This is a genomic window from Embleya sp. NPDC056575 (genome assembly GCF_042793325.1).
Lineage (GTDB): Bacteria > Actinomycetota > Actinomycetes > Streptomycetales > Streptomycetaceae > Embleya.
In genome coordinates this window covers 39736-65684 of the sequence record NZ_JBHTVA010000021.1, presented here as the reverse complement: position 1 = coordinate 65684, position 25949 = coordinate 39736, and the positions used below count along the sequence as shown (strand labels likewise).

At 71.4% G+C, this 25949-nt stretch carries 25 protein-coding genes; 10 read left to right on the top strand and 15 right to left on the bottom strand.

Annotated elements, in window-relative coordinates; genetic code table 11:
* Positions 1 to 150 precede the first annotated feature (150 nt).
* Entirely contained in the window at positions 151 to 1521 is a 1371-nt protein-coding gene (locus ACFRCG_RS18575) for a regulator (RefSeq protein WP_380032749.1), read from the top strand.
* A gap of 13 nt (positions 1522 to 1534) precedes the next feature.
* Here the strand turns inward: ACFRCG_RS18575 and ACFRCG_RS18570 are convergent, their stop codons facing one another.
* From ACFRCG_RS18570 to lpdA, 4 genes are all read right to left on the bottom strand, one after another.
* The gene (locus tag ACFRCG_RS18570) at positions 1535 to 2788 is read right to left on the bottom strand and encodes an NAD(P)/FAD-dependent oxidoreductase (protein WP_380032747.1); all 1254 of its coding nucleotides are present in this window, start codon (positions 2786 to 2788) and stop codon (positions 1535 to 1537) included.
* A gap of 252 nt (positions 2789 to 3040) precedes the next feature.
* Positions 3041 to 3934 carry a TIGR01777 family oxidoreductase gene (locus ACFRCG_RS18565; RefSeq protein ID WP_380032745.1) on the bottom strand — a complete coding sequence of 298 codons (894 nt, stop codon included), beginning with the start codon at positions 3932 to 3934 and terminating at the stop codon, positions 3041 to 3043.
* Between the two features lie 104 nt (positions 3935 to 4038).
* Entirely contained in the window at positions 4039 to 5844 is a 1806-nt protein-coding gene (gene sucB, locus ACFRCG_RS18560; protein ID WP_380032743.1) for a 2-oxoglutarate dehydrogenase, E2 component, dihydrolipoamide succinyltransferase, read from the bottom strand.
* Positions 5845 to 5914: 70 nt separating this feature from the next.
* On the bottom strand, positions 5915 to 7303 hold the full coding sequence (gene lpdA / locus ACFRCG_RS18555; protein ID WP_380032741.1) for a dihydrolipoyl dehydrogenase: 1389 nt from the start codon (positions 7301 to 7303) through the stop codon (positions 5915 to 5917).
* Between the two features lie 273 nt (positions 7304 to 7576).
* Here lpdA and ACFRCG_RS18550 point away from each other — a divergent pair, with 273 nt between their 5' ends.
* On the top strand, positions 7577 to 7900 hold the full coding sequence (locus ACFRCG_RS18550; protein ID WP_380032739.1) for a hypothetical protein: 324 nt from the start codon (positions 7577 to 7579) through the stop codon (positions 7898 to 7900).
* Positions 7901 to 8013: 113 nt separating this feature from the next.
* Here the strand turns inward: ACFRCG_RS18550 and ACFRCG_RS18545 are convergent, their stop codons facing one another.
* From ACFRCG_RS18545 to ACFRCG_RS18530, 4 genes are all read right to left on the bottom strand, one after another.
* Positions 8014 to 9519: a leucyl aminopeptidase gene (locus ACFRCG_RS18545; protein ID WP_380032737.1), complete on the bottom strand. Its 1506-nt coding sequence runs from the start codon at positions 9517 to 9519 to the stop codon at positions 8014 to 8016.
* A 157-nt stretch (positions 9520 to 9676) separates the two neighbouring features.
* Positions 9677 to 10459, bottom strand: a complete 783-nt coding sequence (locus ACFRCG_RS18540; protein ID WP_380032735.1) for an adenosylcobinamide-GDP ribazoletransferase — start codon at positions 10457 to 10459, stop codon at positions 9677 to 9679.
* Complete coding sequence (locus ACFRCG_RS18535) at positions 10456 to 11496, bottom strand: nicotinate-nucleotide--dimethylbenzimidazole phosphoribosyltransferase (RefSeq protein ID WP_380032733.1); 1041 nt, start codon at positions 11494 to 11496, stop codon at positions 10456 to 10458. Before ACFRCG_RS18535 ends, ACFRCG_RS18540 begins: the two co-directional genes overlap by 4 nt.
* A gap of 250 nt (positions 11497 to 11746) precedes the next feature.
* A complete protein-coding gene (locus ACFRCG_RS18530) occupies positions 11747 to 13063 on the bottom strand; it encodes a bifunctional adenosylcobinamide kinase/adenosylcobinamide-phosphate guanylyltransferase (RefSeq protein ID WP_380032731.1) in 1317 nt (438 codons plus the stop codon).
* 92 nt (positions 13064 to 13155) lie between these two features.
* On the opposite strand from ACFRCG_RS18530, the gene ACFRCG_RS18525 reads away from it, so the two are divergent.
* Positions 13156 to 13362, top strand: a complete 207-nt coding sequence (locus ACFRCG_RS18525; protein ID WP_078977518.1) for a hypothetical protein — start codon at positions 13156 to 13158, stop codon at positions 13360 to 13362.
* A 72-nt stretch (positions 13363 to 13434) separates the two neighbouring features.
* Here the strand turns inward: ACFRCG_RS18525 and ACFRCG_RS18520 are convergent, their stop codons facing one another.
* The 3 genes from ACFRCG_RS18520 to ACFRCG_RS18510 all read right to left on the bottom strand — a co-directional run bounded on the left by ACFRCG_RS18520 (position 13435) and on the right by ACFRCG_RS18510 (position 15926).
* On the bottom strand, positions 13435 to 14433 hold the full coding sequence (locus tag ACFRCG_RS18520; protein WP_380032729.1) for an aldo/keto reductase family protein: 999 nt from the start codon (positions 14431 to 14433) through the stop codon (positions 13435 to 13437).
* Between the two features lie 120 nt (positions 14434 to 14553).
* Positions 14554 to 15324, bottom strand: a complete 771-nt coding sequence (locus ACFRCG_RS18515) for a class I SAM-dependent methyltransferase (RefSeq protein WP_380032727.1) — start codon at positions 15322 to 15324, stop codon at positions 14554 to 14556.
* Complete coding sequence (locus ACFRCG_RS18510) at positions 15321 to 15926, bottom strand: DUF3043 domain-containing protein (RefSeq protein WP_380032725.1); 606 nt, start codon at positions 15924 to 15926, stop codon at positions 15321 to 15323. The genes ACFRCG_RS18515 and ACFRCG_RS18510 overlap by 4 nt, the downstream gene beginning before the upstream one ends.
* Positions 15927 to 16113: 187 nt before the next feature.
* Here ACFRCG_RS18510 and ACFRCG_RS18505 point away from each other — a divergent pair, with 187 nt between their 5' ends.
* On the top strand, positions 16114 to 16887 hold the full coding sequence (locus tag ACFRCG_RS18505) for a PspA/IM30 family protein (RefSeq protein WP_078977522.1): 774 nt from the start codon (positions 16114 to 16116) through the stop codon (positions 16885 to 16887).
* Complete coding sequence (locus ACFRCG_RS18500; protein WP_380032723.1) at positions 16884 to 17162, top strand: hypothetical protein; 279 nt, start codon at positions 16884 to 16886, stop codon at positions 17160 to 17162. The genes ACFRCG_RS18505 and ACFRCG_RS18500 overlap by 4 nt, the downstream gene beginning before the upstream one ends.
* Positions 17163 to 17297: 135 nt before the next feature.
* Here ACFRCG_RS18500 and nadA read toward each other — a convergent pair whose 3' ends face one another.
* Positions 17298 to 18512: a quinolinate synthase NadA gene (nadA, locus tag ACFRCG_RS18495; RefSeq protein WP_380032721.1), complete on the bottom strand. Its 1215-nt coding sequence runs from the start codon at positions 18510 to 18512 to the stop codon at positions 17298 to 17300.
* Positions 18513 to 18677: 165 nt separating this feature from the next.
* On the opposite strand from nadA, the gene ACFRCG_RS18490 reads away from it, so the two are divergent.
* Positions 18678 to 19031, top strand: coding sequence for an iron-sulfur cluster assembly accessory protein (locus tag ACFRCG_RS18490; RefSeq protein WP_020553010.1), 354 nt, complete (start codon positions 18678 to 18680; stop codon positions 19029 to 19031).
* An 89-nt stretch (positions 19032 to 19120) separates the two neighbouring features.
* Here the strand turns inward: ACFRCG_RS18490 and ACFRCG_RS18485 are convergent, their stop codons facing one another.
* Together ACFRCG_RS18485 and ACFRCG_RS18480 are read right to left on the bottom strand one after the other, a co-directional pair.
* Positions 19121 to 19768 (bottom strand): hypothetical protein, encoded by a 648-nt coding sequence (locus ACFRCG_RS18485; RefSeq protein WP_380032719.1) that lies wholly within the window; start codon positions 19766 to 19768, stop codon positions 19121 to 19123.
* Positions 19769 to 19825: 57 nt separating this feature from the next.
* Positions 19826 to 20047, bottom strand: coding sequence for a hypothetical protein (locus ACFRCG_RS18480; RefSeq protein ID WP_126638362.1), 222 nt, complete (start codon positions 20045 to 20047; stop codon positions 19826 to 19828).
* 191 nt (positions 20048 to 20238) lie between these two features.
* Between ACFRCG_RS18480 and ACFRCG_RS18475 the strand changes: the two genes are divergently transcribed.
* Complete coding sequence (locus tag ACFRCG_RS18475; protein WP_380032717.1) at positions 20239 to 21216, top strand: carbohydrate kinase family protein; 978 nt, start codon at positions 20239 to 20241, stop codon at positions 21214 to 21216.
* A 72-nt stretch (positions 21217 to 21288) separates the two neighbouring features.
* Here ACFRCG_RS18475 and ACFRCG_RS18470 read toward each other — a convergent pair whose 3' ends face one another.
* Positions 21289 to 22689, bottom strand: coding sequence for a cysteine desulfurase/sulfurtransferase TusA family protein (locus ACFRCG_RS18470; RefSeq protein ID WP_380032715.1), 1401 nt, complete (start codon positions 22687 to 22689; stop codon positions 21289 to 21291).
* Between the two features lie 235 nt (positions 22690 to 22924).
* Between ACFRCG_RS18470 and coxB the strand changes: the two genes are divergently transcribed.
* Genes coxB through ACFRCG_RS18455 form a run of 3 tightly spaced genes read left to right on the top strand, consistent with a single transcriptional unit; the run spans position 22925 to position 25905 of the window.
* A complete protein-coding gene (gene coxB, locus ACFRCG_RS18465; RefSeq protein WP_380012547.1) occupies positions 22925 to 23788 on the top strand; it encodes a cytochrome c oxidase subunit II in 864 nt (287 codons plus the stop codon).
* A 3-nt stretch (positions 23789 to 23791) separates the two neighbouring features.
* Positions 23792 to 25510, top strand: a complete 1719-nt coding sequence (gene ctaD, locus ACFRCG_RS18460; RefSeq protein WP_380012550.1) for a cytochrome c oxidase subunit I — start codon at positions 23792 to 23794, stop codon at positions 25508 to 25510.
* Positions 25507 to 25905, top strand: coding sequence for a cytochrome c oxidase subunit 4 (locus tag ACFRCG_RS18455; RefSeq protein ID WP_380032713.1), 399 nt, complete (start codon positions 25507 to 25509; stop codon positions 25903 to 25905). The genes ctaD and ACFRCG_RS18455 overlap by 4 nt, the downstream gene beginning before the upstream one ends.
* Positions 25906 to 25949: the final 44 nt, after the last annotated feature.

Here is a 25949-nt window from a genome sequence, read left to right as displayed (position 1 = left end):
ATTCGACCCATCCCGGCGGGTCCTTCGGGCGTAACTCGAAAGGGTCATTGTTGTGAGCGTTCGGGTTGTAGCGCTCCAGAAATCGCTAGATTCTCGCGCGATCACCCACCCACACCCGAACCACCGCACCAGCGGGAGGCGTTCATCTCCATGGCAGCCAGGGTCGAGCGGCGCCCCAATCACCGGCTGGCGGCGCTTGTCGAGGAAGCCGGCTTCTCGCATGCCGGTCTGGCCCGACGCGTTGACCAACTCGGTGCGGAACAGGGCATCGATCTCCGGTACGACAAGACCTCAGTGGCACGCTGGCTGCGGGGCCAACATCCGCGCGGGATCGTGCCGATACTGCTCGCGGAGGTCTTCACCCAACGACTCGGCCGCAAACTCAGCGCCGAGGATCTGGGCATGGCCGGATGCCGGCCGGACTACGCCGGGCTGGAGTACGCGTCCGGACCGCCCGAGGCGGTCGAGATCGTCACCGGCATGTGGCAGGCCGACTCGGCGCAGCGATCCGCCCTGGTGGAGGCCGCGTTCACGCCCGGGGCGCTGGTGGTGCCCAGCCGGGACTGGCTGATCGGCGCCGGTGACGAGCGGCCGGCGCGGCAGGACGGGGACCGCGTGGGACCCGGCGACGTGGCCGCGGTGCGCGCGGTCGGCGAGGCGTTCCGGCGGTTGGACAACTCGTTCGGCGGGGGGCACGGCCGGCAGGCGCTGGTGCGCTACCTCGACACCGAGGTGACCGCGATACTGCGCGGGACCTACGACTCGCGCACCGGCAGCGCGCTGTTCGGCGCGGCGGCCACGCTCACCCGCCTGGTCGGCTGGATGGCGTACGACGTGGGCGTGCACGGGATGGCGCAGCGCTATTTCGTCCAGGCGCTGCGGCTGGCCCAGGCGTCGGGGGATCGGGCGCTCGGCGGGTTCGTGTTGTCCACGATGAGCCGGCAGGCGGTTTACCTCGGGCACGGGCGCGAGGCGGTACAGCTGGCGCGGGTCGCCCAGCAGGGCGCGTCGGCGGTGGCCACGCCCCGGGTGCGCGCGCTCTTCCACGCGGTCGAGGCGCGCGGGCACGGCCTGCTCGGCGACGCGCGGGCGTGCGGGGCGGCGCTGTTGCGGGCCGAGCAGGCGTTGGAGTGCGTCACGTCCGGGGACGACGAGCCGGAGTGGGTCGTGTTCATGGACGAGGCCCAGTTGGCCGACGATCACGCGCACTGCTACCGGGACTTGGAGGACTACGACAAGGCGCGCGAATACGCCGAGCGCTCGTTGCGGCTGCGCGGGAGCGAATACGCGCGCAGCCGGTTGTTCTGCCAGACGATCCTGGCCACCGCGTTGTTGGAGTTGGGCGAGGTGGAGCAGGCGTGCCGGGTGGAGGCGGAGGCGACCGAACAGGCGGAGGGGCTGCGGTCGTCGCGGGCGGTGGACTACGTACGCGAGTTCACCCATCGGTTGGCGCCGTATCGGGATGTGCCTGCGGTACGCGAATTCGAGGCGCGGTCGGGCTGCTTCGTCCGCACGGCCTGAGCGGCGCGGCGGATCAGGCCGCGAGGGCGCCCAGGTCGGCGAGGGCGGAGCGGGCCGCTCTGCGACCGGAGGCCAGGGCGCCCTGGATGGAGCTGGAATCGCGATGGTCGCCGCAGACGTACAGACCGCCGATCAGCCGGACCGGTCGGCGGAAGTTGTGGCCGGGCTCGACCACCGGGACGGCCTGCGGGATGTGACAGGTGGTCAGGTGTGCCCACGTGGTGGTGGGCGTGTCGTGGACGACCGCGAGCCGTTCGCGGACCCGTAGTTCGAGCTTGGCGGGCTCCGAGCCGTCGTGCCCGAGCACGGTGGTGGCGATCAGCGCCCGGCGGTCCGGCGCGTAGGTGGGGGCGACCTGGCTGACCACCGTCGTGTGCGTGAACGGGCTGCGGGCGTCGGCCTCCACGAGTAGCGACGCGTCGGCCCGGGGCGCGCCTCGGGCCACGTGGTACAGCGTGGTCACCGGGTGGAACGCGGGCATCCGCAGGCCCGGCAGCAGCGCCACCGCCGTACTCGGATCGGTGGCCACGATCACCGCGCGGGCCCTGATCTCGCCCGCCAGGTCGGTCAGTACACGATCGGCCGAGACGGACGACACGCGCACGCCGTAGCGCACCACGCCCGCCGGCAGGGCCGCCGCGAGCTGGGTCGGCACCGCCGCCATGCCCCGGGCGGGCAGCGCCACCCGGCCGCGCAGGAAGGACCGGAGCATCAACTCGGCGAACCGGCTGGACGAGCGCAACGCGGGATCGTGCAACAGCGCGGCCAGCAGCGGGCGCAGGGTCCGCCGGGTCAGCTCCGGCGGCAGCGCGCGCAACACCGGCGCGTCGGCGGCGGCCGTCTCGGCGGCGCCGAACACCCGCGCCACCGGGGCGGACGCGGTCCGGGCGAGCAGTGCGGCCAGCCGCGTCCGGTCGGTGCCGCTGCCGTTGCGCAACCCGCCGATCGCGTCCCGGACCCGGCGCACGTCGCCGATCCGCTGCGTGCGGCCGTCCTCGTACAGCAGCACACCGGGCTGAAACGCGCGCAACCCCAGTGCGGCGACGTCGAGTTGCCGGCGCACCTGGGGCCAGGAGGTGGTCAGCGACTGAAAGCCGCGGTCGACCCGGAAACCGTCCACGAGATCCGTCCGCACCCGTCCCCCGGGTCGATCGCCCGCTTCCAGCACGGTGACCGGCACCCCGGCCGCGGCCACGGTCCGTGCCGCGCTCAAGCCGGCCAACCCGGCCCCCACCACGATCACCTCGGTACGGCGCACGTCGACCACGATCGTCCTCCCGTCCCCGGCCCGCGATCACCCGCGCCGCGGTGTCGGTGTCGTCGCCTACAGGTCATGCCCGTCGAAAGCCCGGTCGGTCTCACGCCTACAGGTCATACCCCTCGAAAGCCGGGTCGATCTCACGCCTACAGGTCATACCCATCAAAAGCCCGAAGGAGCGCCCTGACGAACACCGGTTGTCCGGTGGGCAACAACAGGGCGTCCACCTGTCGACGAGCGTGCCGGACGTGACGTCGGGGCTCAGGCGTCGAGGGCGGCGGCGATCGCGGTGTCGATGGTGGGGTGTTCGAAGGTGAAGGCGGAGTCCAGGAGGGCCCTGGGGACCATGCGTTGGCCGGTGAGGATTTCCTTGGCGAAGTCGCCGAGGGCGATGCGCAGGGCGAATGGGGGGACCGCGAGGACGGTGGGGCGGTGCAGGGCCCTGCCCATGGCCTTGGTGGCCTCGGCGTTGGTGACCGGGTGCGGGGTGGTCAGGTTGACCGGGCCGGACAGCGTCGGGTGGTCCAGGACGTGGCGGATCGCGGCCACCTCGTCGGTCAGGGAGATGAAGCTCCAGTACTGCCGGCCCGAGCCGAGTCGGCCGCCGAGGCCCGCCCGGAACAGCGGGAACATCCGGCCCCACGCGCCGCCGGAGCGGGAGACCACCAGGCCGGTGCGCAGGTGGGCGACCCGGATGCCGGCCTCGACGGCGGGCGCGGTGGCCGCCTCCCACTCCGTGCACAGGTCGGCCAGGAAGCCGGTCCCGGGCGGGGACGACTCGTCCACCTCGCACTCGCCCGTGTCGCCGTAGTAGCCCATCGCGGAGCCGGACAGCAGTACCCGCGGCGCCGGTCGCAGGGCCGCCAGCGCGCGGGAGACGGCCGCGGTGCCCAGGACCCGGCTGTCCCGGAGTTCGCGCTTGTACGCGGCCGTCCAGCGCCGATCCCCGATGCCCGCGCCGGCCAGATGCACCGCCGCGTCCACCGGGCCGAGCGCGGCGGTGTCCACCGTGCCGCCGTGCGGGTCCCAGCGCACCTCGTCGGGCCCGCGGGGGGACCGGCGGACCAGCCGGACCACCTCGTGGCCGTCGGCGGTGAGCGAGCGGACGAGAGCGGAACCCACGAGGCCGGACGAGCCGGTGACGGCGATACGCATGGGAGCATCCTCGCCCACCGAGACGGGCCCCAGGCGCCGAACATGCCGAAGGCGGCCCGGACCGGGGTCCGAGCCGCCTTCGGGTCGTACGTGTCGCCGGCCGCCTACAGGCCGAGGTCGCCCTCGAAGGCGCCTTCCTCGAGACGGGTCTTCACCGTCTGCAGGAAGCGGGCCGCGTCCGCGCCGTCCACCAGGCGGTGGTCGTAGGACAGGGCCAGGTACACCATCGAGCGCACCGCGATGACCTCGCCGAGCGTCGGGTCGTTGACCACGACCGGGCGCTTGACGACCGCGCCCGTGCCGAGCATCGCGACCTGCGGCTGCGGGAAGATCGGCGTGTCGAACAGCGCGCCGCGCGAACCGGTGTTGGTCAGCGTGAACGTGCCGCCGGCCAGCTCGTCGGGGCTGACCTTGTTGGTGCGGGTGCGCTCCGCCAGGTCCGAGATCTTCCGGGACAGGCCCGCGATGTTCAGGTCGCCCGCGTTGTGGATGACCGGGACCATCAGACCGCGGTCGGTGTCCACCGCGATCACCAGGTGCTCGGCGTCGTGGTAGGTGACCGTGCCCGCGTCCAGGTCCATCGAGGCGTTCAGGACCGGGTGGACCTTGAGCGCCTCGACCGCCGCCTTGGCGAAGAACGGCATGAACGACAGCTTGACGCCCTCGCGGGCCACGAAGTCGTTCTTGGCCCGGTCGCGCAGGCGGGCGATGTTGGTGACGTCCACCTCGACGACGGTGGTCAGCTGGGCCGAGGTCTGCAGCGACTCGACCATGCGCTTGGCGATCACCGTGCGCATCCGCGACAACTTCTCGGTCCGACCGCGCAGCGGCGACGGCTCGATCGGCGCCGCGGCCTTGGCGGCCGGAGCGGCGGCGGGAGCCGCGGCCGGAGCCGAGGCGGCTGCGGCGGCCGCGGCGGCTTGGGCCGCCTGCTGCTTGCGGGCCGTCTCCAGGACGTCCTGCTTGCGGATGCGGCCACCGATGCCGGTGCCCTCGATCGCACCCAGGTCCACGTTGTGCTCGGCGGCGAGCTTGCGCACCAGCGGCGTGACGTAGGCGCCGTCGGCCTCGGCCGGCGGGGCGAGCTGCGCCGCCGGGGCGGCGGCCTGCGGGGCCGGAGCCGGCGCGGGCGTCGGAGCCGGCTTCGGCGCGGGCGCCTGGGCCGGAGCCGCGGCGGGAGCCGGAGCGGGCGCCGCGGCCTGGGCCGGCGCGGTGGCCGGAGCAGCGGCAGGAGCCGGAGCGGCCGCCGCCGGAGCGGGCGCCGCAGCCGGAGCCGCACCGGGCGCGCCGATGACGGCCAGCTCGGCGCCGACCTCCACCGTCTCGTCCTCGGCGACCTTGATCTTCAGCAGCACGCCGCCGACCGGCGACGGGATCTCGGTGTCGACCTTGTCCGTCGAGACCTCGAGCAGCGGCTCGTCGGCCTCGACCGTGTCACCCTCCTGCTTCAGCCAGCGGGTGATGGTGCCCTCCTGCACGCTCTCGCCGAGCGCGGGCAGCAGCACCGGGGTGCCCTGCGCGTCGCCGGCGGGCGCGGCCGGAGCCTGGGCGGGCTCCTGCGCGGCCGGAGCAGCGGGGGCCTCGGCGGCCGGAGCAGCGTGCGCGGGCGCGGCCGGCGCCGGAGCCTCGGCCTCCTGCGGAGCCGGCGCGGCGGCCGGAGCCGCGGCCCCCGAGCCGTCGTCGATCACGGCCAGTTCGGCGCCGACGTCGACCGTGTCGTCTTCCTGGGCCTTGATCGACACCAGGATGCCCGCGGCGGGGGAGGGGATCTCGGTGTCGACCTTGTCGGTCGAGACCTCGAGCAGGGGCTCGTCCAGCTCGACGCGCTCACCCTCCTGCTTCAGCCAGCGGGTGATGGTGCCCTCCTGCACGCTTTCGCCGAGCGCGGGCAGTGTTACGGAGACCGGCATGGGTCAATGACTCCTTCTCAACGCTTCAAGGCGTGGGTCTTGGATGACGGGGCGCGATAGGGGCGCGTCGTCAGTCGTGGACGTGCAGAGGCTTGCCCGCCAACGCGAGGTGGGCCTCGCCAAGCGCCTCGGACTGCGTCGGGTGCGGGTGGATGAGCTGGGCGACCTCGGCCGGCAGGGCCTCCCAGTTGTAGATCAGCTGGGCCTCCGAGGTCAGCTCGCCCATCCGGGCGCCGACCATGTGGATGCCGACGACCGGGCCGTCCTTGACCGAGACGACCTTGACCTGGCCGGTCGTCTTGAGGATCTGGCTCTTGCCGTTGCCGCCGAGGCTGTAGCTGATCGACGCGAGCTTGTCCGAACCGTAACGCTCGACCGCCTGCGCCTCGGTGAGGCCGACCGACGCCACCTCCGGGTCGCAGTAGGTCACGCGCGGCACGCCCGCGTAGTCGATCGGCACCGGGTTCAACCCGGCGATCCGCTCGGCGACCAAAATGCCCTCGCCGAAGCCGACGTGGGCGAGTTGAAGGGTGGGGATGAGGTCGCCCACGGCCGAGATCGTCGGCACGTTGGTGGCGCAGTACTCGTCGACCAGGACGTAGCCGCGGTCCATCGCGACGCCGGCCTCCTCGTAGCCCAGGCCCGCCGAGACGGGGCCGCGGCCGACGGCGACGAGCAGCAGTTCGGCCTCGATCTGCTTGCCGTTCTCCAGCGAGACCCGAACGCCCGCGTCGGTGTACTCGACACCGGAGAAGCGCGCGCCGAGTTCGAACTTGATGCCGCGACGACGGAAGGCGCGCTCCAGGAGCTTGCTGCTCGCCTCGTCCTCCAGGGCGACCAGGTGCGGCAGCGCCTCGACGATGGTCACGTCCACACCGAAGGACTTCCAGGCGCTGGCGAACTCGACGCCGATCACGCCGCCGCCCAGTACCACCGCGGACTGCGGGACCCGGTCCAGCACGAGCGCGTGGTCGCTGTTGATCACGCGGTTGCCGTCGACCTCCAGGCCCGGCAGCGACTTCGGCACCGAGCCGGTCGCCAGTACCACGTGTCGACCCTCGTAGCGCTGCCCGTTCACCTCGACCGCGGTCGGCGACACAAGCTTCCCGGCGCCCTCGACGACGGTGATCTTGCGGCTCGCGATCAGCCCGGTCAGGCCCTTGAACAGGCGCGAAATCACGCCGTCCTTGTACGCGTGCACCGCGGCGATGTCGATGCCGTCGAAGGTCGACTTGACGCCGAACTGCTCGCTCTCGCGCGTCTGGTCCGCGACCTCGCCGGCGTGCAGCAGCGCCTTGGTCGGGATGCAGCCGTTGTGCAGACACGTGCCGCCGAGCTTGCCCTTTTCGACGAGGACGACGCGCATACCGAGTTCGGCCGCGCGCAGGGCGCACGCGTAGCCGCCACTCCCGCCGCCGAGAATGACTACATCGAAAACGGCTCCGGCGTCGTTCGCCACGTCACGTCCTCCTGTGATTGCGATGCCGACCCGCGCGGTACGCGGCGGGCGGCACCCCCTTCTTGTGGAAGGTCTCAAGTGCCGGTACAACATCCTCCCACTTGTCGGAGGCGACCCGGCACTCCGCCCCGGTGTTGCCTGTCCCACAGGGGCCGCACCGAAATGGCGGGTCGGGGGCACAACACACCCTCGCGACTCGTTGTTCCGGCACGATCCCGGCGTCCGCGCAGGACGGACGCGGGCGAACGCGCGAACGACAGGAAGGAAATCCCCGTGGGGCTGTTCCGACGCAAACGCGGTACCGGCACGGACGCGCCCGATCGTAAGCAGGCCGCCGCGACGGCCGGCCACCTCAGCGAATTCGCGCGCAGCCGCAAGGGTGTCGAGGCGTACATCGAACCGGTGACCACGCTGAGCGGCACGACCGTGGTGTTCATCGCCGATACGGGGGAGTGGACCCGGCGCCGGGTCGCCGACCCCGCGGCGGCGCGCTCCCTCGCGCGCAAGCTCGGCATCCCGGTGTACGAGGCGGCCCTGGTGGGCTATCCCAAGCGCATGCGCGAGTGGACCCGACGGCAGTCCGGCGGCGGTTCCTGACCCGATTCGCCGCCGCGCCGTGCGCGGGTGAGGCGCACGCCGGCGCGGTACGGCCGGTCCGGCCGGGGCGCCTGCGTGCCCCGCCCGGACCGGACCGCCGTCCCGCGTCCGGGTCAGATCCGGTTGTCCGCCACGTCCTGCGCGACCTGGAGCAGCGAACGCACCGCGACGCCCGTGCCGCCCTTGGCCCGGTAGCCGCCGGCCTCGCCCTCGTGGAACGCCGGGCCCGCGATGTCCAGGTGCGCCCAGTGCACACCCTCGGCGACGAACTCCTGGAGGAAGATGCCGGCGATCAGGCCGCCACCCATCCGCGAGTTGCCCATGTTCTTCAGGTCCGCGATCGGCGAGTCCATCTGCTTGCGCATGTCGGCCGGCAGCGGCATCGGCCAGGCCTGCTCGCCCGCCCGCGTCGCCGCGTCGTACACCGCGTCGCGGAAGGTGTCGTCGTTGGCCATGATCCCGTACATGTCGTTGCCCAGGGCGACCATCATCGCGCCGGTCAGCGTGGCCACGTCGATCAGCATCTGCGGCGACTCCTCGCACGCGCGCGTGATCGCGTCGGCGAGCACCAGGCGGCCCTCGGCGTCGGTGTTCAGCACCTCGACGGTGCGACCGCCGTACATCCGCAGCACGTCGCCGGGGCGGATCGCGGTGCCCGAGGGCATGTTCTCCGCCAGCGCCAGCCAGCCGGTCACGTTGACCTCGAGGCCGAGCCGGGCCACCGCGGTGACCGCGCCCAGGACGGCCGCCGCGCCGCCCATGTCCATCTTCATCGTCTCGTTGGACCCGGCCGGCTTGAGCGAGATGCCGCCCGAGTCGTAGGTGATGCCCTTGCCGACCAGCGCGATGGTGCGCTTGGCCTTGGGGTGCGTGTATCCCAGGCGGACCAGGCGCGGCCTGTTGGCCGAACCCTGGCCGACGCCGAGGATGCCGCCGAAACCGCCCTTGGCGAGCGCCTTGTCGTCCAGTACCTCGACCTTGAAGCCGGCGTTCTTGCCGGTGTCCACCGCGATCGCGGCGAAGTCCTTCGGGTTCAGGTCGTTCGGCGGGGTGTTGACCAGGTCGCGGGCGTGGTTCACGCTCTCCGCGGTGATCGCGGCGCGCTCCGCGGCGGCCTTGGCCGCCTTGTTGGCCTTCTGGCCGAGCAGCACGACGTCCTTGACCGCGTCCTTGCGGCCCTCGCGCGACTTCTCCCGGTAGGTCTCGAAGGAGTACGCGCCGAGCAGCACGCCCTCCCCGAACGCACCCACCGCCTCCGCACCGGCCAACGGCAGCGCCACACCGGCCTTCTTGACGCCCGCGAGCGCCCGCGCCACGGTGCCGCCCACGCGGCGCAGCGTCTCGTGCGCGAAGCCGTCGGCGGGCTGCTCGCCCAGGCCGACGACCAGCACGAGCGGGGCCTTGGCCGCGCCGAACGTCGGCACCCGGTGTAGTTCGCCCTCGGCCCCGGTGGCGTCGACCGCGGACAGGGTGGCGGTGAGCCGGCCGTCGAGCGCCGCGTCGACGCTTTCGGCGCCCTCGGCCAGGACGGCGCCGTCCTTGCCCTTGACGGCGCCGATCACGAGAACGTCGGCGCGCAGGGAAAGGGCCGCGGTGGAGCCGATACTCAGTGTGGTCACGAGTGTCCTGTCTCTCATCTCTCGGAGGTGCTGAGTGCCCGCACGATCGGTGGGGCACCGACGCGGCGATCCTTGCTCGGGATGCCTCGTCGAGCGGTGACGAGCCGTATGGAAGATACGTTCGCCCTCAGCATTTCACGCCTTCCCGGCAAACGTCTCAGCCAGTGGACAGGACCACCAGCGCGACGCATCCGGCGGTCTCCACGACGGCGCCCAGCACATCGCCGGTGATGCCGCCGAACCGGCGTGTGGTGTGCCGCAACAGCAGGGCGGCGGCGGTGAGTCCGGCGATCGCCGCGCCCAGCGCGCGCAGTGCCTCGGCCGGGTCCCGGACGAGGCCGTACAGGCCGGCGCCGGCGACCAGGACGAGCGACCAGGCGAGGAGCACGCCGCGCCCGACGGTGCCGGCGACCATCGCCCCGAGTCCGTCGGGACGTGCGGACGGTACGCCCCGGCCGCACGCGATGGACAGCGCGACCCGGCCCGTGACCACCGCGAACACCAGGGCGGCGGCGGCCGATCCGTCGCCGTGTCGCCCGAGCCGACTCAGCGCGCCGATCTCGATCAGGACCAGGAAGAGCAGGGCGAGCACGCCGAACGGGCCGATGTCGGACGCCTTCATGACGCGCAGCGCGTCCGGGGCGGGCTTGGCCGAGCCCAGGCCGTCGGCGGTGTCGGCCAGGCCGTCCAGGTGCAGCCCGCGGGTGAGCAGGGCCAGGGTGGCGACGGCGAGCGCGGCGGCGGTGAACGCGCCGGTGCCGGCCCGGTCGGCGAGGGCCAGGACACCCGCGGCGAGGCCGCCCAGGACCAGGCCGACCAGCGGCGCGCAGGCCATCGCGCGGCCGGCCACCGGGCGGTCCACCCGCTCCACCTCGACCGGGATCACCGACAGGATGCCGAACGCCAGGCGCAGCCCGGCCGAGGTGGTACCGGCGCTCACGGGGTGGGCTGCACCCGGGCCACCAGGTCGACCGCCGCGCGCAGCACCGGGAGCGCGAGCAGCGCGCCGACGCCCTCGCCGCCGCGGACCCGGTAGTCCAGGACGGGTTCGAGGGCGAGCCGGTCCAGCGCTTTGACGTGGCCGGGCTCGGGGGTGACGTGGCCGGCCAGCCACCAGTCGGGCGCGCGGTAGGAGATCCGCTGGGCGACCAGGGCCGCGGCGGCGGTGGAGACGTCGTCGAGCAGCACCGGCGTGCGGCGGACCGAGCACTGGAGCAGGAATCCGGTCATCGCGGCGAAGTCGGCCCCGCCGCTGACGCCGAGCAGCCGCATCGGATCGCCGAGCACGGGCCGGGCCCGGCGCAGCGCGTCGCGGATGGTGGCGCACTTGCGGATCCAGGTCGCGTCGTCGATGCCGGAGCCGCGGCCGATCACCGCCGCCGCGTCCATGCCGGTGAGCGCGCCGATCAGGACGGCGGCCGGGGTGGTGGCCGCCGCGCCCAGGGAGCCCAGCAGCAGTACGTCGGCGCCGGAGTCGATCTCGGCGTCGGCGATCTCTGTCCCGACCCGGAACGCCGCCTCGGCCTCGCCGGGAGCGAGCGCGTCCGCGCTGTCCAGCGCGCCGGATCCGCGCCGGATCCGGTGGCGTGCGATCGGCTCGGGGAAGGTATCGGGCTCGGCGTCGACGGCGATGTCGACGACCCGGATCGGCGTGTCGAGCGCGGCGGCGAACGTGGCCGCGGGCGTGGTGCCGGCGAGGGTGGCCCGCACCTCGCGCGTAGTCCAGCCGGGCGGGCGGACCGATACGCCGTGCGCGGCTACGCCGTGGTCGGCGGCGAACAGCACCACTCGGGGGGCGCCGATGGGCGCGGTGGTCTTGCCGCCCCGGATCGAGGCGTACCGGATCGCCAGCTCTTCGAGTCGGCCGTACGCGCTCGGGGCGCCCGCGAGGTCGGCCAGGTGTGTGCGGACGCGTGCGCGGGCGTCGTCGTCCGGGCGCTCCACCTGTGCGGCCAGGGAGTCGAGGTCGATTGTCACCTGGTCAGGGTAGTTGTCGTCGGCGCGGTGGTTGCGCCTCGGTGTGTCCGGGTTGGTTCACCCGCGCGCTTCACCCGTTGCGTTGCGGTCGAAGGCTGCGGTCATACGGCGTAGGGGTCCCGCCGATCACGCCCGCAGGCCCGTTCGGAGCCGTTGCGAGCGATTACGCAACACCGGCCCCGGTCGCGCTTTCGCCCACTCGCTCGCCCGCTCGCCCGCTTGCTTGCTTCGTGGGTTTTCGGGGTTGGGGTTAGGGGGCGGCGTGTTTGGCTTGGCTCGGGAGGGTGCGCAAGGTGAGGACCTGGCCTGCCACGACCAGCAGGACCTCGTCGGATTCGGCCGCGATCGTCGCGTTGAGACGGCCCAGTTCGTCGCGGAAGCGGCGGCCGGCGGAGGTTGCCGGCACCACCCCGCTGCCCACCTCGTTGCTCACCCCGACCACGGGGACGCGGCACGCCCGCCACGCGGCGGCCAGCGCCGCGACGTCGGCCCGCACCGCCTCGCGCGCGCCGCCGTCCGCCCACGCGTCGTCGTCCCACGCGCCGTGCGCGTCCATCACCGCGGTCAGCCACAACGACAGGCAGTCCACCAGGAGCGGCCGACGCGCCGTCGCGAGCAGGGCCGTCAACTCCACCGTCTCGGCGGTGCCCCAGGTGTCCGGTCGGCGATCACGATGCAGCGCGACCCGCTCGGCCCACTCCGGATCGCCCTCCCGGGTGCCGCCGGTCGCCACGTAGAGCACGTCCGGACAAGCCGCCAGGCGCCGTTCGGCCTCCGCCGACTTGCCCGAGCGGGCCCCGCCCAGGACGAGCGTGCGATGCGGACGCGGCCTCGGCGAGGGGTCGGCGCCGACCCGCACCACACCGCCGTCCGGCACCGCGCGAGCGCCCCACGCGGCCAACCGGCGGTGCAGCTCCTCGCCCGGCGGCGACTCGTGCGACAGATGGATCGCCAGCACGTCGGTGTCCTCGGTGACCGCGCCGTCGCGCCGCAGCGTGGCCAGCCGCTCCGGCCACGACACCACGTCGAGCAACACCACGTCGTAGTGCCCGCCCTCGCGCGTCCAGGCCCGGCCGGCCTCGGCCTCCGGCGGCAGCGTCGAGGGCGGCACGTACAGCAGCCGCGTGCCGTCGGCCCCGATCACCTCGTAGGCGACCCGTCCGGGAGTCCCGCCGGGCAACACCCGTATTCGCCGACCGTCCACCTCGAACGTGTCACCCGCCGCGACCCGTCGCCACCTCGGCCCGCCCGCCGAGGGAGCCGGCAACCAGGCCGGCGGCGCGGACGGCGCGGCCACCTCGTCGAGCCCCGCCGCCGGCAGCCAGGCCAGCGGGGCGGCCTCGGCCGGACCGCTCAGCAACAACCGTCGCACCCCGGTCAGCGGGTACCCGGCCCGCGCGGCGGCGTGCGCGGGCTCTGGACCGCAGTCGAGCAGCAGCGTGCCGTCGAGCAGCACGCACGCGGGTCCGCGCACCGCCGGCCCGGTGCTCCCCAGACACGAGGCACAGGTGCAGAACGGCTGGGGCCAGCCCTTGGGACCGGCCGTGCCGAGCAGCGTCAGCTCCATGGGTGTCGTCGAGCTCCTGGCTATGAGGTGGGTGGGCTTGATCTACTGTGCAGGTCTTTTCACGGTCCGAGATCCCAGATGAGGAGCCCGACATGTCGTGGGTGTGGCGGTATGAGGACGCGGACGGTGCCCCCGTCGAGGGCCCGGAGGCCGAGGACTTCACCAACCAGTCGGACGCCGAGAGCTGGCTCGGCGAGACCTGGAAGGACCTGCTCGCGGCGGGCATCGAGCAGGTGAGCCTGCTGGAGGACGACGCCGTCGTCTACGAGCACATGAGTCTGCGCGCGGCCGAGGGCTGACCACGCGCGGCGGACCGCGCCGATCGCACACGCCGGAGGGCGCGGCCCGGGCCGCGCCCTCCGGCGGTTCGGCTACGGACGCGTGCTCGGGCTCAGGGTGAGCGCCGGGTCGCGGTTGACCACCGGGTCCAGGATCACGTCGATCTTGGTCAGCAGGCTCTCGTCCAGCCGGACGCCCGCCGCCTTGACGTTCTCCCGCACCTGCTCCGGGCGGGACGCGCCGATGATCGCGGCCGACACGTTCGGGTTCTGCAGGACCCACGCGACGGCGAGCTGGGCGAGCGAGAGACCGACCTCGTCGGCCAGCGGGCGCAGCTGCTGCACCCGGGTGAGCACGTCGTCGGTGAGCATCCGCGAGACGAAGTCCTGGCCGCCCTTGTCGTCGGTGGCGCGCGACCCGGCCGGCGGCGGCTGCCCCGGCAGATACTTGCCGGTGAGCACGCCCTGCGCGATCGGCGACCAGACGATCTGGCCGAGCCCCAGCTCCTCCGAGGCCGGCACCACCTCGGCCTCGATCACCCGCCACAACATCGAGTATTGCGGCTGGTTCGAGACCAGCGGCACCCGCAACTCGCGGGCGAGTTCGGCGGCGGCGCGGATCTGCTCGGCGTTCCACTCGGAGACCCCGATGTACAACGCCTTGCCGGCGCGGACCACGTCGGCGAAGGCCAGCATGGTCTCTTCCAGCGGCGTCGCGTAGTCGAAGCGGTGGGCCTGGTACAGGTCCACGTAGTCGGTGCCCAGGCGTGACAGCGACCCGTCGATCGCCTCGAGGATGTGCTTGCGCGACAGACCCCGGTCGTTGCGACCGGGACCGGTGGGCCAGTAGACCTTGGTGAAGATCTCCAAGCCCTCGCGGCGCTCGCCCTTCAGTGCCCGGCCGAGCACCGATTCCGCGCGCGTCTCCGCGTACACGTCGGCGGTGTCGAAGGTGGTGATGCCACAGTCGAGCGCGGCCCGCACACATGCGAGTGCCGCGTCCTCCTCCACCTGGGAGCCGTGGGTGAGCCAGTTGCCGTAGGCGATCTCACTGATGACGAGACCACTGCGGCCGAGGTGTCGGAAGTCCATGCGAACACCCTATGTCGGACACCCGCGCGACGATCTTCCGCATCACCGGACACACCCGTCCCACGACGGGACACCGGGCTCCCGACGTGTCGGCCCGCCCCCCCGAAGCCCGGGCGCGTCCTAGCGCACGGTCTTCTCGGCGACCAGGTGCAGGACCGGCGCGATCAGGCGGTACGGGTCGCGGCGCGACGCGTCCTCCTCGCAGGCGAGCAGGTTCGTCCACGCCTTCTGGCCGCGCGGCGGCTCGGCGTCGTCGGGCTGGAGGCCGCTGAAGACGCCCACGCCGTACCAGTCCAGGACCGGCGCGCCCAGGTCCGCGAGCACCGTGCACAGCCCGTCGACGGTGTCCGCGCGCAGCGTGCCGCCGGCCGGGTTGGGGTACGTGGTCGCGGACAGGCCCTTGAGCGTCGCGGTCCACTGTGCCGCGGCGCCGGCGCGCATCGCCAGCGAGCCGGCGTTGCGCGAGGTGACCGAGATCAGCCCGCCCTGCGTCATCATCCGGGCCAGCGCGGCGAGCATGCCGTCGGGCTCGGGCTGGGCCTCCAGCACGTCGTGGCAGATGGCCAGGTCGAAGCTGCCCGGCGGGAAGTGCCGGCCGGCCTCGGCGCCGTCGCCCTCGACCAGCCGCATCCGCCCCTGCACGTCGGCCGACTCCCGGGCCAGGTCCTCGTGCAGCGCGGTGAGCACGTCGGTGTCGGTGTTCACCGAGGTGACGATGTGTCCCGCACGGGCGAGCAGGATGCCGGGCGAGGCCGGCCCGCAGCCGACGTCGAGCACCCGCAGCGGACCGCGGTCGCGCAGGCTCGTCATGTGCTCGGCCAGTTGGCGGGCCACCAACTCGCGGCGGACCTGCGTGTGCAGGTCGCCGCTCAGCCCGGTGATCGTCGTCATGCGACCTTCTCGCCTCGTTTGACCTGCGGTTTGGGCAACCGCAGCCGACGGAGCTGGAGACAGCGCATCAGCGCGTACGGGGTGACGCCCTTGAGGTTCTCCTTCGGGAACTTCGCCCGCAACGCCTTCTTCAGGCCCATGTTGACCCGGACCGAGTCGAGGATGATCAGCAGGATCACCGCGATCCACAGGAAGAGCGAGAAGTTCTTGATCGCGAGGCTGGGCAGGATGCTCAGGATCAGGATGATCACGGCCGAGGGCAGGAAGAACTCGCCGACCGTGTAGCGCGCGTCGACGTAGTCGCGGGCGAACCGGCGCAGCGGCCCCCGGTCGCGGGCCGGCAGCGCCCGCTCGTCGCCGGTGAGCAGCGCCTGGCGCTGCGTCTCGCGCTCCTCGCGCATCCGCAGCCGGGCCTGCCTGCGCGCCGCCTTGGGGTCCTTGGGGACGGACACCTTGGTCTTGCGGTTGGCCTGGGCCTCGGAGCGCTTGGGCGTGGGGCGGCCCTTCGGGGCCTGGGGGTCCCGGACGGCCGACTCGCCCTGGAGACGCTCCAGGGACTGCTCGGCGGTCTCGGGCTCTGCGTGGGAACGTCGTCGGAACACGGTCAAAGCCTACGTGTTCGAGGGGCGGGAGATTTCAACGCTCCCCGAATCGGGCACGAGGACGATCCGGAACTCTCGCGGGCGGGAACACGTCAAGTGAGGCAAAGCCCTGCTGCCACAAGGTCGCTTGGGCATTTAGGCTTCAGGGAGCAGCACGGGTTGCCTACGAAGGGGGCACGCGAGGCCCATGAGCGGTGTAATGAAGCGAATGGCGATGATCTTCCGCGCGAAGGCCAACAAGGCCCTCGACAAGGCCGAGGATCCACGCGAGATGCTCGATTACTCGTACCAGAAGCAGCTCGAACTGCTGCAGAAGGTGCGTAGGGGTGTGGCCGATGTGGCGACCTCCCGCAAGCGGCTCGAATTGCAGATGACCGGTCTGCAGCAGCAGTCGGGCAAGCTCGAGGACCAGGGCCGCAAGGCGCTGGCGCTCGGTCGCGAGGATCTGGCCCGCGAGGCGCTGATGCGCCGCTCGGGTGTGCAGCAGCAGATCTCGGATCTCGGTACCCAACACCAGAACCTCCAGGCGGAGGAGGAGAAGCTCGTCCTTGCCTCGCAGCGACTGCAGGCCAAGGTCGACGCCTTCCGCACCCGCAAGGAGACGATCAAGGCGACCTACACGGCCGCCGAGGCCCAGGCGCGGATCGGTGGCGCGGTCGCCGGCATCTCCGAGGAGATGGGCGACGTCGGGCTCGCGATCCAGCGGGCCGAGGACAAGACCGCGCAGATGCAGGCCCGTGCGGGCGCGATCGACGAGTTGCTCGCCTCGGGCGCGCTCGACGACCCGACGGGGATGGCGAAGGACGACATCACCGCCGAGCTGGAGCGTTTGTCCAGCACGTCGGATGTGGAACTGGAGCTGGAGCGGATGAAGGCCGAGCTGTCCGGAGGCACCCCGCCGCCGGCGATCGGCCCGGGTCAGCCCCGGCCGCGGTTCGACAAGCAGGGAGAAGGCACATGATCGTGCGGATCGTGGGTGAGGGCCAGCTCGACGTCGCGGAGGAGCATCTCGATGCGCTCAACCGGCTCGACGAGGAGCTTCAGGCCGCGATCGAGGGTGGCGACGACGCCGCCTTCCACGCGGGGCTGACGGCGCTTTTGTCCAGGGTCCGCGACCTCGGCACCCCGGTGCCGGACGACGAGATCGTGCCCTCCGACCTGCTGCTGCCGGCGGAGGACGCGCATGTGGACGAGGTCAGGAAGATGTTGAGTGCGGACGGCCTGATCCCGGGCTGACCAGACCATCGCTCTTCCGTGCTGCGTGTGGGCGGTGTGCCCCGGGGCTTCCGGGACACACCGCTCGCTCACGTCGGTACACCGTCCGCGCCGCCCGGCGACGATCCGCCGTCGGGGCCCGCGGTGGGCGGGCGCCTAGGGCAGGGCCAGCATGCGGTCCAGCGCGACCTTGGCGAACTTCTCGGTCTCCGCGTCCACCCGGATGCGGTTGACCACGGTGCCCTCGACCAGCGACTCCAGGGCCCAGACCAGGTGTGGCAGGTCGATCCGGTTCATCGTCGAGCAAAAGCACACCGTCTTGTCGAGGAAGACGACCTGCTTGTCCGGATGCGCCGCGGCGACCCGGCGGACCAGGTTCAGCTCGGTGCCGATCGCCCACGCGGACCCCGGCTCGGCGGCGTCCAGCGTGTTGATGATGTATTCGGTCGAGCCCACGTGATCGGCGGCGGTGACCACCTCGTGTCGGCACTCCGGGTGGACCAGCACGTTGACCCCGGGGATGCGCTCGCGCACCTCCTCGACGGAGCTCACGTCGAACCGGCCGTGCACCGAGCAGTGCCCGCGCCACAGGATCATCTTCGCCGCCCGCAGCTGCTCGACGGTGAGGCCGCCGTTCGGCTTGTGCGGGTTGTACAGCACGCAGTCGTCCAGGCTCAGCCCCAGCTCCAGGACGGCGGTGTTGCGGCCGAGGTGCTGGTCGGGCAAAAAGAGCACCTTCTCGCCCTGCTCGAAGGCCCAGTCGAGGGCCCGTTTGGCGTTGGACGACGTGCATATCGTGCCGCCGTTGCGCCCGGTGAACGCCTTGATGTCGGCCGAGGAGTTCATGTACGAGACCGGCACGGTCACGTCCGCGATGCCCGCCTCGGCGAGCACGTCCCAGCACTCCTCGACCTGCTCCGAGGTGGCCATGTCGGCCATCGAGCAGCCCGCGGCCAGGTCGGGCAGGATCACCTGCTGCTCGTCGGAGGTGAGGATGTCCGCGCTCTCGGCCATGAAGTGCACACCGCAGAAGACGATGTACGGCGCGTCGGGCCGGGCCGCCGCCTCGCGCGCGAGCTTGAACGAGTCGCCGGTCACGTCGGCGAACTCGATCACCTCGTCGCGCTGGTAGTGGTGACCCAGGATGAAGACCTTGTCGCCGAGCTTCTCCTTGGCCGCGCGCGCCCGGGCCACCAGGTTCGGGTCGGAGGGCGAGGGAAGGTCGCCGGGACACTCGACGCCGCGTTCGCTGCGCGCGTCGGCGGCGCGCCCGAGCATCAGCAGGGCGAGCGGCGTCGGCCGCACCCCCGGCGGCAGGTCCAGATCGTGTGTCGCGGTCACTGCGCGCACCTCTTTTCGTCTACTTGACATTAATCATCCTATCCTGTTCATGTCAGGTTGACGAGAGTGGGGGTGTGCGACCATGAGTAAAACGCGAGGGCCCGAAGCATGATGTGGGAATAGGGCCGAGCCACCATCGGTTGCCGACGGTGGAAGTGGCGTACGAATGTCGAACCACCACGTGGGAGCTTGCAGATGACTGTCCAGGACGAGACCACCAAGACCGGTGGCATCCTCCTCAGCGATGAGGCGGCGGCCAAGGTCAAGACTCTGCTGGAGCAAGAGGGTCGCGACGATCTCGCGCTGCGCGTGGCCGTCCAGCCCGGCGGTTGTTCCGGCATGCGGTACCAGCTGTTCTTCGACGAGCGCTCGCTCGACGGCGATGTCGTGGCCGACTTCAACGGTGTCTCCGTGGTCACCGACCGGATGAGCTCGCCCTACCTGAGCGGCGCCACGATCGACTTCGTCGACACCATCGAGAAGCAGGGCTTCACGATCGACAACCCGAACGCGGCCGGTTCGTGCGCGTGCGGCGACTCGTTCCACTGATCCTGTCGGGACCCGTCCCGAACTCGACGCCGCGTCGGCCCGCAGGGGCCGGCGCGGCGTCGTCGTGTGTGGGTCCGGGGCGGGTGCGGTCAGCCGGCGGTGAAGGGGTTGCCGCCCGGGGTGATGGTCGCGCCGGTCTCGGCGTCGACGAGTCGGCGGGCGCCCAGCGGTGTGGGAAGCATCACGTCGGCTTTGTTCTCGACGGCCATGTCGGTGCATACGTCGCCGGTCCGGGTGACCTCCACCCGCACGGCCACCGCGTCGGCCGTATCACTCGCGACCACCAGGCGGTCGCTCTCGCACTGGCCGCCCCACAACCACGCGGTCAGGGCGCGGCCGTCGGGGGCCACCGTGTAGCGGCTGAAGCGGGTATTGGGCTGGGCCGGGTGATAGGTGTGCGGAGCGGCCCCGGGCAGCACGGGGGAGGACGTCGAGGTGTCGGGGCCCGAGCCGCTGTCGCCGCCGGGCGCGCCGGGTCGGGCCCGGGCGGCGTCGCTCGGGGCGGCGGGCGGGGCGCCGCTCGCCGCGCCGCCGGGGGCGGCCGGTTCGATCTGCGCGGGTGCGCTCGGGTCTGCGGCGCTCGAACGGGGTGATCCCTCGTCGCCGTCGCCCTGCAGCGCCCAGGCGCCGCCGCCGATGCCGAGCACCCCGACGATCGCCAGGACGGTGATCAACGGGCGCCGGCGCGCGGTGGGTTCGGGTCGGATGCGGTCATCGGGCTCGCCGTGGATACGCATGGCCCTTGGACGCACCCGCCGCCGGGGCGGTTCCCGCGGCGGGGCGACCCGGGACGGTCAGTCGCCGTACTCGGACATGCCCGCCACGAGGGTCGCGCCGTGCGCGGGCACGTCGGTGGCGGGGGCGTGCGAGCCGGCGGGTGCCGCCTTGGCCGGAGTGCGCTCCGGGCCGGGCGTGGTCCACGAGGCGTCGATGTGACGGCAGTCGCCGCGCAGGTCGTCGAGCGTCTCGGGCTCGGCCTGGGACGGCATCACGGGCATCACGGGCATCGGGGACATTCCCTGACTCCTCGACTTGACTGATCACCGGGGGATTTCCAGCCTAATTCGCACAGAGCGTGACGGCACGATCTACCGATGGGTAGTTTGCGAAGGTCACCCGAGCGAGGTGGGTTAGTGTGTGCGGGTTTCCCCCACCCCCCTCCCTCGTTCGCACCGTTGCTCGCCGTACTCCACAGGAGAGACGTGCCATGCGTATTGCCGTGACCGGATCGATCGCCACCGATCACCTGATGACGTTCCCGGGTCGCTTCGCCGACCAGCTCGTCTCGGACAAGTTGCACGTGGTCTCGCTTTCCTTCCTCGTCGACAGGTTGGACATCCGACGCGGCGGAGTGGCGCCGAACATCTGCTTCGGCATGGGCTGCCTGGGGTTGTCGCCGATCCTGGTCGGCGCCGCCGGCGCGGACTTCGTCGACTACCGTTCGTGGTTGGATCGACACCAGGTGGACACCGAGTCGGTGCACATCTCGCAGACCCACCACACCGCCCGGTTCGTGTGCACCACCGACGAGGAGCACAACCAGATCGCCTCCTTCTATACGGGGGCGATGAGCGAGGCGCGGGAGATCGAACTGCGGCCGGTGGCCGATCGGGTCGGCGGCCTGGACCTGGTCGTGATCGGCGCCAACGACCCCGAGGCGATGTTGCGCCACAGCGACGAGTGCCGCGAGCGCGGCTACCCGTTCGCGGCCGACCCCTCGCAGCAGTTGGCGCGGATGGACGGGGAGGACATCCGCCGGCTCATCGAGGGCGCCGCGTACCTGCTCACCAACGAGTACGAGAGCGCGCTGATCGTGCAGAAGACGGGGTGGTCCGAGGCGGACATCCTGAAGAAGGTCGGCGTACGGGTGACCACCCTCGGCCCCGGTGGCGCCCGGGTGGAGCAGGCCGACGCGGAACCGATCGTGGTGACCTGCCCGGCCGAGGAGGCCAAGGTCGACCCGACGGGCGTCGGCGACGCGTTCCGCGCCGGCTTCCTGTCCGCCATCTCGTGGGGCCTGTCCCTGGAGCGCGCGGCGCAGGTGGGCAACATGCTGGCCACCCTGGTCATCGAGACGGTGGGCACCCAGGAATACTCGCTGCGCCGCGGGCCGTTCCTGGCCCGGCTCGCCGGGGCGTACGGCGACGTGGCCGCGGCCGAGGTCGCGGAGCACCTGCCGCTCTGACGTGAGGACACCCCTCGGGCGCCGGCCGGACCGCTTCGGTCCGACCGGCGCCCGAAGTCGTCGCGGCGCGGATCAGGAACGGCGCCGGACCACGTACGCGCTGCCGCGCTCGCGGGGTTCGGCGCGGACGAACTCGTGGCCGGTCATCTCGCACCAGGCCGGGATGTCCAGCGCCGACGCCTCGTCGTCGGAGAGCACGGTCACGGCCGCGCCCTCCTCGACGTCGAGGATGCGCTTGGCCAGTTCGATCACCGGGATCGGACAGCGCCGGCCCAGCGCGTCGACCACCACACCCTCCTCGGCGCCGACCGCGGCCGGCGCCGCCGCCGGCCGCGCGACCACCGTGCGCAGCCGGGCGACCAGGCCCGGAAGCAGCGCCAGGAAACGGTCCACCTCGGCCTCGGCCGTGCCGCGCGGCAGCGAGACGCGGATGTTGCCCTGGGACAGCACGCCCATCGCCTCCAGGACATGACTGGGCGTCAGCGTCGAGGACGTGCACGAGGACCCCGAGGACACCGCGAACCCCGCCCGGTCCAACTCGGCCAGCAGCGCCTCGCCGTCGACGTACAGGCAGGAGAACGTGACGATGTGCGGGAGTCGCTCGACCGGGTCGCCGACCACCTCGACGTCGGGCACCGTCTCGCGGACCCGGGCCCGGATCCGGTCGATCAGCCCGGACAGGCGCGCGTCCTCCTCGGCCGACTCGGTGCTCGCCGCGCCCAGCGCGACCGCGGCCGCCACGATCGCCGGCACGTTCTCGAAGCCGGGCACGCGCCGCGCCTCGCGCTCGTCGTAGGGCAGCGCCGACACGTAGCGGGTGCCCTTGCGCACCACGAGCAGGCCGACCCCGGCCGGGCCGCCCCACTTGTGCGCGCTCGCGGTCAACACCGACCACCCGTCCGGGACCGGCATCCGGCCCACCGACTGCGCGGCGTCCACGAGCAGCGGCACGCCCGCCGCCCGACACGCCGTCACCACCTCGGCGATCGGCTGTACCGTGCCCACCTCGTGGTTGGCGCTCTGCACACACGCGAGCGCGGTGTCCGAACGAAGCGCCGACGCGAATGCCGACACGTCCAGGCGGCCCGTACGGTCCACCCCCGTCCGGGTGATTTCCGCGGTCGTTCCGCGCTGCTCGGAACGGGCCGCGTGGCTGTCCGCGGTGTGCAGTACAGAGGAGTGTTCGACCGCGCCGAGCACCAGATGGGCACCCACCCGGCGGCGTCCGGCGAGCACGCCGAGCATGCCCAACTGGACCGCCTGTGTCCCGGATGTGGTGAATGACACTTCATCGGGTCGGGTGCCGAGCACGGACGCCACGGTCTCCCGCGCGGCGTCGAGCAGCATCCGCGCCCGTCGACCGTCGTGATAACCGCGTGCGGGGTCGCCCCAGCCCTCGTCGAGCGTGCTCAGGAACGCCGCTTTCGCGGCCGGGTGCAGTGGTTCGGTGGAGGCCGCGTCGAAATACGCCATGGGTCGGACCGTAGCCAATATCCGAATCCCGGACGCGTTCGGGCCGTTCGCCCGAACGGACGCACCGTCACATCAACCCGGCCCGCCACACCAGACCTCCGCGCGCGACCCGAATAGGGCTGGAGTAGGGTTTGGCCCGCAGAAACATCCATACCTGTCCGCGCAACGGGTCGCCAGGGAAGAAAAGTTCCCCACCCCGACTCGCGCGCGGGCGAGACATTCGGGAAGGCGCTACGTGAGTCCCTACGGCTCCGACCGCTCGCCGCGGCGCTGGATGCGGCGCAGGGTGCCGCAGCTGCTGGCTCTGGGCCTCGTCACCGCGACCGCCACCGGCTGCTCCGTCGATTCCAAGGACCTGCCGAGACTCGGCCTGCCCAACCCTGTCACCGAGCAGGGTCCGCGAGTCCTGTCGCTCTGGCAGGGCGCCTGGATTGCAGCGCTGATCGTCGGGGCCGTGGTGTGGGGGCTCATCCTGTGGAGCGTCGCGTTCCACCGCCGGTCGCGCACCAAGATCGAGATCCCGCCGCAGACGCGATACAACCTCCCCATCGAGGTTTTGTACACGGTCATCCCCGGCATCATGATCGCGGTCTTCTTCTACTTCACCGCGCGTGACGAGACCAAGCTCGAAGAACTCTCCAAGAACCCCGACAACGTGATCAACGTGGTCGGTGTGCAGTGGAGCTGGTCCTTCAACTACAAGGGCGACCCCGCCGACGGCACGGTCGACGTCTACGAGCAGGGCACGCCCGGCAAGAAGCCGACGCTCTACCTGCCCGTCAAGGAGTCGATCCGGTTCGATCTCACGTCGCCGGACGTCATCCACTCGTTCTGGGTCCCGAACTTCCTGTACAAGAAGGACATCATCCCGGGCCGCACGAACAAGTTCGAGGTCGTTCCGACCAAGAAGGGCACCTACGGCGGCAAGTGCGCCGAACTGTGCGGTGTGGACCACTCGCGCATGCTCTTCGACGTGAAGATCGTGGACAAGGCCGACTACGTCCAGCACCTCAAGGAGCTGGCCGCGAAGGGCCAGACCGGCGAGCTGCGCAGCAAGATCAACGAGCCGGCCCCCGTTGACGCGCACGGGAAGAAGTGACGAGTGACAATCCTCAGTGAGCCACAGACCGTGGCCCCGGACGGGCCGCCCCCGATCCGCCGGAAGCAGCCCGGGAACATCGTCGTCAAGTGGATGACGACCACTGACCACAAGACGATCGGGTCGATGTACCTGATCACCTCCTTCGTCTTCTTCTGCATCGGTGGTGTGCTCGCGCTGCTCATGCGCGCGGAGCTGGCCCGCCCCGGCACGCAGTTCATGTCGAACGAGCAGTTCAACCAGTCGTTCACGATGCACGGCACGATCATGCTGCTGATGTTCGCGACGCCGCTGTTCGCCGGCTTCACGAACTGGATCATGCCGCTGCAGATCGGCGCCCCCGACGTGGCGTTCCCGCGCCTGAACATGTTCGCCTACTGGCTGTACCTGTTCGGCTCGATCATCGCGGTGGCCGGCTTCATCACCCCGCAGGGTGCCGCCGACTTCGGGTGGTTCGCGTACGCGCCGCTGTCGGACGCGGTGCGTTCGCCGGGCATCGGCGGCGACATGTGGATCATGGGTCTGGCGATGTCGGGCTTCGGCACCATCCTCGGTGCCGTCAACTTCATCACCACGATCATCTGCATGCGCGCGCCCGGTCTGACGATGTTCCGCATGTCGATCTTCTGCTGGAACGTCCTGCTGACCTCGGTCCTGGTCCTGATGGCGTTCCCGGTGCTGGCCGCCGCGCTGTTCGCGCTGGAGGCGGACCGCAAGTTCGGCACACACGTCTTCGATCCGGCCAACGGCGGACCGATCCTGTGGCAGCACCTCTTCTGGTTCTTCGGCCATCCCGAGGTGTACATCATCGCGCTGCCGTTCTTCGGCATCGTCTCGGAGATCATCCCGGTCTTCGCGCGCAAGCCGATGTTCGGTTACAAGAGCCTGATCGCCGCGACGATCTCGATCGCGGGCCTGTCGGTCACCGTGTGGGCGCACCACATGTTCCCGACCGGCGCGGTCATGCTGCCGTTCTTCTCCTTCATGACGTTCCTCATCGCCGTACCGACCGGCGTGAAGTTCTTCAACTGGATCGGCACCATGTGGCGCGGCTCGTTGTCCTTCGAGACACCGATGTTGTGGACCGTCGGCTTCCTGGTCACCTTCGCCTTCGGTGGCCTCACCGGCGTCATCCTCGCCTCGCCGCCGCTGGACTTCCACGTCTCCGACACCTACTTCGTGGTGGCGCACTTCCACTACGTGGTGTTCGGCACCGTGGTGTTCGCGATGTTCGCGGGCTTCCACTTCTGGTGGCCCAAGTTCACCGGCAAGATGCTCGACGAGCGGCTGGGCAAGATCACCTTCTGGACGCTGTTCATCGGCTTCCACACCACGTTCCTGGTGCAGCACTGGCTGGGTGCCGAGGGCATGGCCCGTCGGTACGCGGACTACCTGGACTCGGAAGGCTTCACCACGCTGAACACGATCTCGACCCTGGGCTCGTTCCTGCTGGGCCTGTCGATCCTGCCGTTCTTCTACAACATCTGGAAGACGCACAAGTACGGCAAGAAGATCACCGTGGACGACCCGTGGGGCTACGGCCGTTCGCTGGAGTGGGCGACCTCCTGCCCGCCGCCGCGGCACAACTTCACGAGCATCCCGCGGATCCGTTCCGAGGCGCCCGCGTTCGACCTCCACCACCCGGAGATCGCCGCGCTGGAGTACCTCACCGACGAGCGTTCCGAGGCATCGCCCGAGCTGGCGAAGGGAGCCGAGAAGTGAAGTTCAACGGTGTCCTGTTCGCCGTCCTGGCCGTGTTCCTGCTGCCCGTGACGATCGTCTACTGGGTGCTCTCCGAGGACCCGACCGGTACCACCGCGTTGTCGCTGACCTTCGGCCTCGCGCTGATGATCGGGTTCTACCTGATCTTCACCGCGCGGCGGATGGACCTGCTCGCGCAGGACAACGAAGAGGGCGAGATCGCCGACGACGCCGGCGAGTTGGGCTTCTTCGCCCCGCACAGCTGGCAGCCGCTCATGCTCGCGTTCGGTTCGGCGCTGCTGTTCCTGGGCGTCATCTTCGGTTGGTGGCTGGCGATGTTCGCCGCGCCGATCGTCGCGATCGGCGTCTTCGGCTGGGTCTTCGAGTTCTACCGGGGCGCCGACCAGCGCTACTAGGACCGCCGCCGCGGGCCACCGGTTCGCAACCAACGCAATACGGT